We start from the raw sequence: 11,086 nt of genomic DNA, 5'->3' as shown, positions 1-11,086 counted from the left end.
CCCCCTGTACCGACGAAGCGACGCTCAGCCCGAAAAATCAGTGTGCGCCGGCGCTCGTTGGCTTCGTCACTTCGCGAAAACCCGCTGCCATGAAGCTCGCCATGCGCTTTTTCACCGCGGCGAAATCATCCGATTTGCAGGCGCCGCCAGAGAGCTTGTCGATTCGTCCGGTGCGCGCCAGCGTGAGCAGCAGCGCGCCGGTTACGAAGTGATATCCCCAGAAAATATCTTGCTCGGAGCAATTCGGCAGCGCGCGCTTCAACAGCCCGATCAGACGCAGCACGACTGGATCGAAGTGTTTGTCCATCAGCTCGGCGCCCCACTCCGGGGTGTTGGCCACTTGCGCGCCCAGCGCTCCGTAATTCTTCCAGTGCTCCCCACCCTCGATATAAAGATCGAGGTCGGTATCGAGAAACGCATGTAATGCGCCTTCGACGGTTGGCTTGCCGCCGGTCGCCAGGTCGTATTCGTCCAGCGCCTGCATACGACGCGTGCTGGTCACGACAGCGCGGCGTGCAAACACGGCGTCGAACAGCTTCTTCTTGTCCTTGAAGTAATAATTCATCAACGTGTGGTGCACGCCCAAACGTTGGGCCACATCCTTGAGAGTGACTCCGTACAGCCCGTGCTTGGAGAACAGCTCCTCGGCCGTGTCGAGGATCTGCTCCATCATTTCCGCGCGCTGGTCTGCCTTACTGACACGCCTGCGGCCAGCAGAACGCCGCTTCGGCGCAGCCAGGTGCTTACCTCGGGTTTTTACCTGTGCGAGCACGGTTCAGGCTCCGTCATCCTCGGCAGTCAGAAACAAAGCATCGAGCCGTCCCCCTGCGGGCGGCGGCTACGGCCCGTGACCCAAAGTGAGCCATCAAGTTGGCCCGATGTCAATATTCACTCACACGTGTGTGAATGACAATCCGCCGGACGGAGGCCATGGCCGTGAAGATTGGCAATACGACGAGTGGCTATACTTCGTGAGCATATCGTGCGCTTATTCTGAGGAACTGTAAGGAGGCATTTGTGCGCGAACTCTTTGAGCACCTACCTCTAGCTGACGTAGAAATACGCCGTGCACTGCTGGATGAAATCGTCGCACTCGAAGTTTGCTTTGATCACTGGTGGACTGCCGAGGAGATCGACACGATAGAAGTCCCCACGACATGGTGACGAAGGAAGCTCACACGCACCCGCACCGATACTGCAGGAACACCGCGTATCCCTTCTTCGGAACTCCCTGCATCCACTGAACGCTGCTGATCGTTCGGAACCACTGCACCTGCGGCGGCCATATGACGAAGACGATTGACTGGTACGACGGCATCGCCACGGAGTGTCTGCCTCTCGAGTCGACCCGACAACTTCGGGATAGTGGCTTTGTCGTCATACCGGGGCCCGTCATTCAGGGCGGCTGCGAGCGGCTATCTAGTGCGTTCGATCATGCGATGAGGATGGCCGATCCAGCTGACGTGCGTACTGCGCGCAACGGATTTTCCACGCGCCTGGATGACTTCGTAAATCGCGGGCCGGGGTTCGACGGGATCTACATCTATCCGCCACTGCTGGCCGCATGTCGTCAGATCATCGGCGAGCCCTTTAAGCTGAGCGGTATGCGCGGCAGAACGCTCCATCCCGGCGCACCGGCGGAGGCCCATCATGTGGACGTTCCGTATCAGGATCGGGCCAATGGATGGCCCCTGGTGGGCTGCATCTTGATGGTGGATGCCTTTGATGCCGAGAACGGCGCCACGCGATTCGTGCCAGGATCGCATTTGACGCCGCACGGACCTGTTGGCGTGACAAACGACGCTCGCGAAGAGCAAATCGTCGCGTGCGGTCCGGCAGGGTCAATGATCATCTTCAATGCATCGGCATGGCATAGCCCCGGCGCCAACCGCTCGGCCAGGCCGCGGCGTTCGATACAAGCCCACTTTATTCCGCGCCATGCCCGGGCGTAGACGGACCAGGCTGCGCGGATACGTCCAGAAACCTTTCAGCGCATCGGTGATCTTGCGAAGTACATCTTGGGTCTCGGGAACGTATCGTGATTCCCGCACGCGTACCCGCCCCCGGCACTGCAGGAACCAGGCCGATTGGTCGGGCTGAAGCGCTACACGAATTCTCGATCCTCCCCCTGCGCAGTTTCTAAGTTCTAGCCGGCGCCGGTTCCAAAAAGATCTTTCCGGAAGTCCGTAAGTCATTGATGCGCGGGTGAGCGAGGGCTCTTTGTTCCTCGCGGATCAATCAGGAAGCCAATCCATCGCATCTCCGCTCAGCCTCGAGCATGTGGCCCAAGACACACCGTCATACGGTGTAGGAGCGATGCAATGATCAATGACAACCCTCACACCCCCGCCACGGGCAGCGTGGAGGGCCACCGCGTCCAGGCCCGAGGGATGGCGGCCGTGTGTCAGGGCGCCGTCGACTATTCACCCGCGCGATCCATATGGTTCACGATGATGTTGCTTGGCGCTGTGATGGGCGGTGTTGCGACGGCTACGCCTTCGGCAGTCGCACTGTTCGTGATCAGCACGGCCATCGTTCTGCTCTTCGGGCACTCGCTCGGCAGTCATCGCAAGCTGATCCACAACAGCTACCAGTGTCCGCGCTGGCTCGCCTACCTGTTCGTCTATTGCGGGACGCTGGTCGGGTTGTCGGGGCCGATCTCTTTGTTACGACAGCACGAGTTGCGTGACTACGCGCAGCGGTTGCCGAGGTGTCACGACTACCTCCGTCACGGCAGCGGGTTCTGTCGCGACGCCTGGTGGCAATTGCATTGTGATCTGCACCTTGAGGCGCCGCCCGAAATTCACATCGAAGCCGCTGTGGCGAAGGATAAGTTCTACTGCTTCCTCGAACGCACCTGGATGCTGCAGCAGTTGCCATGGGTGCTGGGGTTCTTTGTCTGGGGCGGATGGAGCTTCGTTTTCTGGGGCGTGTGTGCGCGCGTGACCGCCGGAGTGCTCGGACATTGGTTGATCGGATACTTCGCCCACAATCACGGTGAGATGCACTATCGGGTGAGCGGCGCGGCAGTCCAGGGACGGAACATCCGCTGGACTTCTCTGCTCACCATGGGCGAGTGCTGGCACAACAATCATCACGCGTACCCCGGCTCTGCGAAGCTCGGCTTGTTCGACGGCGAGTGGGACCCGGGCTGGTGGGTACTGGTCTCCCTGCGAAGAGTCGGACTCGTGTGGGATGTGCGACTGCCCGAAGATCTGCCGGCACGACCTGAACTGATGCCGCTGGATTCACCAGTGCAGATCGGTAACAGGCTTGGGCGCCGCATGCCGCCGGTCCGGATGAGCGAGCCGCGATGACCGCCACCCTACACATCGCCGTCATTGGCGCCGGTATCGCTGGCATGAGTGTCGCAATCCTACTTGGCCGGCAAGGTCACCGCGTTACTGTGTTCGAACGCCGCCAACCATCGGTACCGCAGGGCGCCGGTATGCTGCTGCAGCCGGTCGGACTGGATGCGTTGCGAGCGCTGGGGCTAGTCGCCACGATCGAATCGCAAGGGGCCCGGATCGATCGCATCCGCCGCGTGGATACGGCCAGCGCCGCCGCGTTCCGCCTGGTCTATCCATCAGGCTTGCACGACCACGCCGTGGGCATTGGCCGCCCCGCGCTCTATCGCGCTCTTTGGGGTGCACTCAACAACGCGTGCGCCGATGTCCGATCTGGCGTGCACGTTCAAGACATCGCAACGAGCGATGTCGCAACGTGGCTCACTCTGGACGACGGCGGAACATCCGGGCCCTATGACCTTGTCGTCATTAGTGATGGCGTCCATTCTCGATTGCGACTTCGTGTAACACCGACCGTTGAAGTTGCACGCCGCGAGCGGGGGGCGTTTAGCGTCGACGCGCTCTTACCGTCAGGATGCGACTCAAGCCAACTCCTGCAGATTCATCGGGGCCACGATGAATACATCGGCGTGCTCCCGATCGGTGTCGATGAACGAGGAAAACACCGCGCAACGCTGTTCATCAATCAGTCGCAGTCGCAGGTTCAGGCACTGGAGCGAGGCGACTTCGAGGCTTGGCGAATGGTGCTGGCCTTGAAGTATCCCGAGCTACGCAGCTCGCTCGACGAATTGACGGGATTCGACGCCCTCCAGCATTGGTCGTTCTCGCACGTTCGAATGCAGACTTGGCACACAAAGCATCTGGTCTGCATCGGCGACGCAGCGCATGCATTCGATCCGCAATTGGGTATGGGCGCAAACATGGCGTTGGCAGATGCAATCACTCTGGCAGCGGTACTGCATCGCGCGACGCCGTCGCAGGTGCCCCAGGCGCTCGCCACCTATCGAGCGGCACGCGAATCCCAACTACGAACCTACGAAAGAGCCAGCCGCATCATCGCACTTGCAGAATCGGATGGGGCCTTCGGTGCTACTGCCAACCGGATCGCGAGCGGCTTTGGCAGCAAGCTGCCATTCGTCAGACGCCAGATCGTCGACGCAGTATGCGGTTACGCAGGGCTCGACGTGCGGCACTGGCAGCGAACTGTTGATGTAGTACTCGCCACGCAGCGCGTGCTTTAGACTTGGCCCACTCATCCAATCGAACGAAGGTCGCGCGTTGGCACAGAAATTCTATGTGGTCTGGGCAGGACGGCAGACCGGCGTGTTCACAGACTGGGCCACCACGCATCGACAGGTCGATAGATTCGCGGGCGCGCGCTACAAGTCATTCGCGACCCGTGCAGAAGCGGAGCGAGCTTTCGCGGGCGGTGCGCCCAGGTCCACCTTCGTGCGCCGGGCTGCAAACAAGCCAAGCGAGCAGGCTTCAGTGCAAGCCGGACCATCTCCGTTCGATCTACAAATCTACTGCGACGGCGCCTGCGATCCCAACCCTGGCCGGGCGGGTTCCGGACTCGCGGTCTATCGCAATGGCGAGCTAGCGCAGCTCTGGCACGGCCTCTACAACCCTGCTGGCACGAATAACATAGCCGAGCTCAATGCGCTGCATCGGGCGCTGGAGATGGCGGAAACCGCCATCTCCAGCGGCTTAACCGTCCAGATCCTTTGCGATTCGACCTACGCGATCAATTGCATCTCGAAGTGGGCCCCGGGTTGGGAAAAGAAAGGCTGGCGCAAGGCCGGCGGTGAGATCAAGAATCTCGAAATCATTCAAGCCGCTCACGCGGTCTACAGCCGCATCGAATCCAAGGTGCACCTGACTCACGTCAGCGCGCACGTGGGCACTGAAGGCAACGAGCTGGCGGATCGCATGGCGATGTTCGCTGTCGAGAGCGGCAACAAGGAGCTGTGCGAGTACGGGGGCAAGATCGATATCCCAACAATTCTGCGCATGCGCGCGGGTTGAGACGGCTGCGATTGACAGCGACTTCACGTGCACCAAGCGCACAGTCCCCAATCACGCGCGTTTCGCGCCATTTGGCGTTACTCACGTCAGAGCTAGTGGGTGCCGCGAACACCGACCTCGGCGACTTGCCACCGGATGCGAAACATCGACGTCAGGCGCAGCTGTAATCGGAACTCGATGTATCGCGATCGCCTCGCGAAGTCCAACCAGCGCGCTCCAGTGACATCCCGCTTTACATCCTCGGCACTGAGCAACACAAGGTTGGACTCGGGCATTTCGTTGAAGTCGACGTACAATCGCTCCTTGCGCACGGTTACCTCACGCGATGCGAATCGCAACTAGCAAGCCCCAGGCGCCTCCAGCAACACGCCAGCATTCAAGTTGGTCGGCAGAGAGCAATCAATTCGTCAAGGTGCACAAAGGCTAGAGGCCCAATGACCGAGGCTGCAATCATGTCCCTTCTCACTGCGTTGCGGCGCCAATGAGAAAAGATCTATCCTGCACCGAGCAACAGTGAATATCCTGCTTGCAAGCTTGCTTTCGCCGATCACGCTCTCCTTCGTGGCGGGGATATTTGCGGCACTCATCGGCTTCGCGATCAAGGTGCCGAAACGAGCGTTGCAGCTGTTCACCAACCTTCTGCTTGTTGCCATCGGCATTGACGGCGGACGCGGTCTCGCCGCATCAGACCTCAGCGGCCTCGGCGCCGGCCTGGCAGTCACGTTTTCGCTCATCCTGCTTCTTCCAGCGCTGTCGTATGTCATCGCTCGTTACCTTACCTGCTTTTCCGTGCCCGACTCTGCCGCCCTCGCAACGCTCTACGGCTCGGTATCGTCGGCGGTGCTGATGGCTGCCTACGCTGAATCAGGTGACATGAACCTCGAGGTTGACGGCTTGGTGATGGGGATGGCGGCTCTCATGGAGCTCGGCATCTTGGTCGCGCTTTCGATCGGAACGCTCGCGCTGAGCCGCGAGACGGGAGCTGTGAGCTCGAAAGGCTCACGCATCGGCGACATCGTCCGCGGCGGATTCCCGCTGCTGCTCTTCGGACTGCTCATTGGCTGGTTGGTCGGTGATCGCCATTTCGGTCGAATCGAAAATATCGTCGATCTGATCCTCACCGGTACGCTCATGTTGTTCATGGTCGAAATGGGCATGGTCACCGCCGGCGAGCTACGTAACCTGCGAGCCACGGCTGCGCGTGCGGTGAGCTTTGCGCTTCTGATGCCAGCGGTAGGCGGATTCCTCGGCACGTTGCTCGCGACACTGGCCGGACTTTCTTCTGGCAGCGCCTTCGTGATGGGCGCCGTTGCGGCTTCGGCGTCCTTCATCAACGCGCCCTCTGTCGTCCGTGTGTCGTTTCCAACCGCCAATCCGTCGATCTATCTGACGTGTGCTCTCGGTGTCACGTTTCCGGTATTGCTGCTGGTGGGCTTGCCGCTGCTTGCGCAGTTGGCATTGCTTTGGGGACGACTATTCGAGCCGAGTGGCGGATAAGGCGTGATGCCTGTCCCGATTCTTCTCGGCCTTGCGCCAGTCCGAGCAGATGGCGCTCACGATCCAGGACTGCGATCTGATCAACGGCAAGATGCGAACCTCGAAAGCCGTCGTTCTGGGCCGCCCCAAGGACGGGCGAGGATCGGGACAGTGCGTAAATCCTCATCTATCCGATGAATTCCATGTCCTGCTTTCGCGCTATCACCACTTGGGTTTCCAACTGTTCCTTGAAGACTCCCGACGGATTTAAACGCAACAGGGATTCGGTCAGGTCTCGTTCAAACAGCGCGGCGCGATCGCCGAACGCGGATCTCGGCGATGTCGACATCGAGTAAATGTTCCCAATGATGGAAGGCACATCGCGCTCGAACTGCATCGAAAACTCTCTTACCGTGAATCGCGAAAATGTGCCTGAGCGGAGCAGCGAAGGCTCGTTTTCCGGCTCCGGATTCATCTGGGGATGTCGCGCACGAGGACCGAGGTAGCGCACGATCACCTCACCCGCCAGCGCCTCCCAGCTCTCTTGCGGTCGCCGCTGACCGGGACTGATCAGTGCCAAGCCACCATCAGAAGCAATTATTGCCGCCAGGCGGCGCAGAACGGTGTCCCGATCCATCCAGTGAAACGACTGCCCCATCGTCACGACATCGAATATCCCAAGCGCCTCAGTGACCTCCTCGGCGCGCGCGCAGAGCCACGCGATATTGCGACAGTTCGCCCTTGCACTGCGAATCCGACCTTGATTGAGCATGTCTTCACTCGGATCGATCGCAAGCACCTGTCCGACCATTTGCGAAAGCGGAATGGCGATCGTGCCAGGCCCGCATCCTAAGTCCAGGGCGCGCGATGACTGGCCGATCCCGATTGCATCCCGCACATACGTAAGCGCCTGCGAAGCATAAGGCGCGCGAAAATCGTAGAAGTGCGCAGCCTCCGAGAACGGCGAATCGAATGCACAGTCAGCCATGCAGCAATCATAACGCAAACGGTCTCAGCGCCTCCCTACGTACGCTAAACCCGCGACCGCAGAACAGCGTGTACCCTTTTGCGTGAACTTTCATGTCACGGCACGCCCCGCGCAAGGAACTCTCCGATGCTGCCGGCACTTGACCGGAGGCTTGAGGTGTTCGTGAAGCCGCGAGCCATGCTGCCAGCACGGCGACGGTCATGGCGGGCCACTGAAGCTGATCAACAGATCGACCTGCGTCCACGATCAGTGCGCCTCCTTCGCCTTACTCCCGGCAGCAATTTCCACGTCGCGCGCCACCTCATCGCGGATCAGTGCCCAATGGAACAGATTGTCGTCGTTCGGCACGTAGAAGTTGTGGTTGTAATGCGTGAGCTTCATGTCGCGATACAAGGGTCTTGTGATAGCCACGACTTCGTCCCAATACGCTGGCGCGTTGCGCAGATGCTCGACAGCCTGCTGCTGCTGACTTTCCTCGCCGCTTGATAGGTAGGCATGCAAAGCCATGGCGCCGCGCAGCCGACTGGACGATGTGCCGCCCGGATCGAACGTTACGGCCGACCTCATGACGCCATTACTGATGCCCGCCCGGGCAAGCGGTTATGAGTCGGATGCCCATAAAGACTTTCGGAACAGCACCCGCCCTTTGGATCCGCTATGGTCGTTCTCGGCCGGCGCGATGTATTCCACGGTTGAAGACCTGCAAAGGTGGAGCGAAGCCTTGAGGCGCTCCACTCTGCTGCCGCGGCACACTCTGGAGCGGATGTGGCAGCCTGTCAAAGCCGGTTACGGCTATGGTTGGTTGGTTCCATTTGAAATTGCCCACGCGCCGCAGGGGCGCATCATCGAACATGGCGGACGTGTCCCCGGCTTCAGCAGCAGTTTTAGCCTCATGCCGGACGAACAACTGACGACGATCGTGCTCACGAACAATGTCGCTAGCGACGCGATGCGGCTGGCTCGTGGACTCAGCACGATTGCACTCGGCATGCCCTATGTCTCTCCGCTCGTGCGCGAACCGGCGCCCATCGCTGCGGAAACGCTGCAACGTTACGAGGGTGATTACGAGCTTGACGGGGGGTATGGACGATGCGCGCGCACGACGGCCGCCTCTTCTCCCACGCGAATGAATACCACGACGAAATCGAAATCCTGCCGCAATCCGACACCACATTCTTCGTGCGTGATTCCGACGTGAGCCTGCGTACACAGCTGGACACATGCCGGCAAAGCGGCCGTGGGTGCGCCACCTTCGTGCCGCTCGCCTGTTTGATCACTAAGGTCGGCGCAACGTCTTTGCAACGCGAATGCCGATGGAGTCGTCGCGATGTGTGGCGGGATAAGGCACGCGCTCCGCGGTACGCAGGTTGTGCGCGAGCGTGCCCCACGATCCGCCCTTGGCGATCCGGCGTGAGCACGTGCCTTGCAGCGTCGCAGGCAAGCCCGAGTCCGGCAGCGCCTCATGCGAGGCGCTATAGCAATCTTCAATCCATTCGGCGACGTTTCCTATGATGTCGTAGACCCCAAACTTGTTCGCTGCCAGTGAGCCGACGGGTGCGGTATTGAGCCACCCGTCGGTACAGCTCAACGGGTCGAATACTTTGTACCCCGACTTGTCCATGCCCGCGTATGCAGCCATTGTGGTTTGGTCGAAGCCATTAGCGACGAGGCAGCCTCCGGCAGGATCGTCGCCCCACGGATAGACGAAGTTCTGCAACGCCGAGGCACGCGCCACGTATTCCCATTCGACTTCCGTCAGCAGTCGATAACCGCCGTCAGTCTGCCCGTTCAGCCACGCCACGTACGCCTGCGCATCGTTCCAGCTCACACAAGCCACGGGATGATCACCCCGTTGCGGGAAGCCCGGGTCACGGAAGGTCGTGCCCGCATCGTATGCCCAGTTGCCCCGGCTGGAACGGTCGGTGAGGCAGTCTCCCTCAATCGCGCGACCTGTCGCGCGCACGAAGACTTCGTACTGATCGCGCGTAACTTCATATCGGCTCACCGCAAACGGCGCGCGAATCTCATATCTTCGGGCAGGCGTCTCGTCGGGGTTGCGAAAGGGATCGGCGGGGGCAGCGCCCAGAATTGCGGTACCTGCCGGCACCACGACCATTTCTGGACAGTGCGCGCAGTCGCGTGAGCCTGTCCGGACGCTGCTCGAAGTGCAAGCAGGCACAGCGGCGACGAGCAAAAAGATGCAGACCAAACGAATCATAGGAGTTCCTGTGGCGCGCCGCGCCGACGTTCCATTGCCGCGCTTCCGTGCATGTGCAGAGCACTTATTCATGGGGCATGAGTCTAGCGGCTGATATCCGACCTCACGTCGATTTCGCGTCGAAGCGTCAGATTTACGAGACGATCCGCAGTAGGAACACGCGACGCGCTGTGCAGTGGCTGCGACAGGGATTGGAATTGCTTCGGAGGTGAATAGAGAACAGTAGCAAGAATCAGAGTGACGTCGAGCGAGCGAACCCGCAGTCTGCCCAGCAACGCCTTGCATCAAAGTGGAGTTGACATGACCGCGCTTGCCGACAAAGTTGCAATCATCACGGGTGCCAGCTCCGGAATCGGCCACGCAACGGCGAAACTTTTCGCGCGCGAGGGCGCCAAGGTAATCGTAGCCGCGCGGCGTCGAGCGCCGCTGGACGCACTGGCCGCAGAGATCGCCGCATGCGGCGGTCACGCGGTCGCAATCGCCGGCGATGTCAGGGACGAGACCTTCGCTCTCGCGCTGGTGGAAGCAGCTGTAGAGAGATTCGGCGGCCTTGATGTGGCGTTCAACAACGCCGGCGCTCTCGGTGAAATGCAAGCAACACCCGACGTTTCAGTCTCGGACTGGACCGCCATTGTAGAGACGAATCTCTCCAGTGCGTTTCTTGGAGCCAAGTATCAGATTCCGGCAATGCTTGAACGCGGCGGCGGCTCACTGATCTTTACATCGACCTTCGTTGGCTACACCGCCGGTATGCCGGGCATGGCCGCTTACGCGGCGAGCAAGTCAGGACTGATTGGCCTTACGCAGGCGCTTGCCGCCGAATTTGGCGGCAAAGGCCTTCGGGTGAACGCGATCCTGCCAGGAGGCACGGACACGCCGATGGCTCAACCCATGATCGGCACTGCGGCCGGACGCAGCTTCGTTGCAGGCCTGCATGCGCTCAAACGCATCGCGACCCCAGAGGAAATCGCGCGCTCTGTGCTCTACCTCGCGTCCGATGCCTCGTCCTTTACGACGGGGACAGCACTCCTCGTCGATGGCGGGGTCTCCGTCAACCGGACTTGAATCCAT

12 protein-coding genes are annotated in these 11,086 nt (G+C 60.5%); 7 read left to right on the top strand and 5 right to left on the bottom strand.

Annotated features, from left to right (window positions below):
- Nucleotides 1–37: 37 nt before the first annotated feature.
- Nucleotides 38–670 (bottom strand): TetR/AcrR family transcriptional regulator, encoded by a 633-nt coding sequence (locus tag EK373_RS22755; protein WP_129647333.1) that lies wholly within the window; start codon nt 668–670, stop codon nt 38–40.
- 616 nt (nt 671–1,286) lie between these two features.
- Here EK373_RS22755 and EK373_RS22750 point away from each other — a divergent pair.
- From EK373_RS22750 to EK373_RS22735, 4 genes are all read left to right on the top strand, one after another.
- On the top strand, nt 1,287–1,952 hold the full coding sequence (locus tag EK373_RS22750) for a phytanoyl-CoA dioxygenase family protein (protein WP_129646257.1): 666 nt from the start codon (nt 1,287–1,289) through the stop codon (nt 1,950–1,952).
- A 369-nt stretch (nt 1,953–2,321) separates the two neighbouring features.
- Nucleotides 2,322–3,317, top strand: a complete 996-nt coding sequence (locus tag EK373_RS22745; protein WP_198683558.1) for an acyl-CoA desaturase — start codon at nt 2,322–2,324, stop codon at nt 3,315–3,317.
- A complete protein-coding gene (locus tag EK373_RS22740) occupies nt 3,314–4,549 on the top strand; it encodes an FAD-dependent oxidoreductase (protein WP_129646255.1) in 1,236 nt (411 codons plus the stop codon). Before EK373_RS22745 ends, EK373_RS22740 begins: the two co-directional genes overlap by 4 nt.
- A gap of 37 nt (nt 4,550–4,586) precedes the next feature.
- Nucleotides 4,587–5,333, top strand: a complete 747-nt coding sequence (locus EK373_RS22735; protein WP_129646253.1) for a ribonuclease H1 domain-containing protein — start codon at nt 4,587–4,589, stop codon at nt 5,331–5,333.
- A gap of 92 nt (nt 5,334–5,425) precedes the next feature.
- Here EK373_RS22735 and EK373_RS22730 read toward each other — a convergent pair whose 3' ends face one another.
- Complete coding sequence (locus EK373_RS22730; RefSeq protein ID WP_129646251.1) at nt 5,426–5,644, bottom strand: hypothetical protein; 219 nt, start codon at nt 5,642–5,644, stop codon at nt 5,426–5,428.
- Between the two features lie 202 nt (nt 5,645–5,846).
- On the opposite strand from EK373_RS22730, the gene EK373_RS22725 reads away from it, so the two are divergent.
- Complete coding sequence (locus EK373_RS22725; protein ID WP_157994497.1) at nt 5,847–6,830, top strand: sodium-dependent bicarbonate transport family permease; 984 nt, start codon at nt 5,847–5,849, stop codon at nt 6,828–6,830.
- A gap of 166 nt (nt 6,831–6,996) precedes the next feature.
- Here EK373_RS22725 and EK373_RS22720 read toward each other — a convergent pair whose 3' ends face one another.
- Nucleotides 6,997–7,797: a class I SAM-dependent methyltransferase gene (locus EK373_RS22720; RefSeq protein WP_129646247.1), complete on the bottom strand. Its 801-nt coding sequence runs from the start codon at nt 7,795–7,797 to the stop codon at nt 6,997–6,999.
- A 246-nt stretch (nt 7,798–8,043) separates the two neighbouring features.
- The gene (locus EK373_RS22715) at nt 8,044–8,304 is read right to left on the bottom strand and encodes a hypothetical protein (RefSeq protein WP_129646245.1); all 261 of its coding nucleotides are present in this window, start codon (nt 8,302–8,304) and stop codon (nt 8,044–8,046) included.
- On the opposite strand from EK373_RS22715, the gene EK373_RS22710 reads away from it, so the two are divergent.
- Entirely contained in the window at nt 8,303–8,995 is a 693-nt protein-coding gene (locus EK373_RS22710; RefSeq protein WP_129646244.1) for a serine hydrolase, read from the top strand. The genes EK373_RS22715 and EK373_RS22710 overlap by 2 nt on opposite strands.
- Nucleotides 8,996–9,073: 78 nt before the next feature.
- Here EK373_RS22710 and EK373_RS22705 read toward each other — a convergent pair whose 3' ends face one another.
- Complete coding sequence (locus EK373_RS22705) at nt 9,074–9,913, bottom strand: formylglycine-generating enzyme family protein (protein WP_269813726.1); 840 nt, start codon at nt 9,911–9,913, stop codon at nt 9,074–9,076.
- Between the two features lie 402 nt (nt 9,914–10,315).
- Here EK373_RS22705 and EK373_RS22700 point away from each other — a divergent pair, with 402 nt between their 5' ends.
- Nucleotides 10,316–11,080 (top strand): SDR family oxidoreductase, encoded by a 765-nt coding sequence (locus tag EK373_RS22700; protein ID WP_129646240.1) that lies wholly within the window; start codon nt 10,316–10,318, stop codon nt 11,078–11,080.
- Nucleotides 11,081–11,086 lie beyond the last annotated feature (6 nt).

Origin of the sequence: Peristeroidobacter agariperforans, from assembly GCF_004138335.1 — a bacterium.
In the GTDB taxonomy this organism is placed as follows: Bacteria; Pseudomonadota; Gammaproteobacteria; order Steroidobacterales; family Steroidobacteraceae; genus Steroidobacter; species Steroidobacter agariperforans.
The sequence above is the reverse complement of the archived record's forward strand: the minus strand, read 5'-3'. Positions and strand labels throughout refer to the sequence as shown.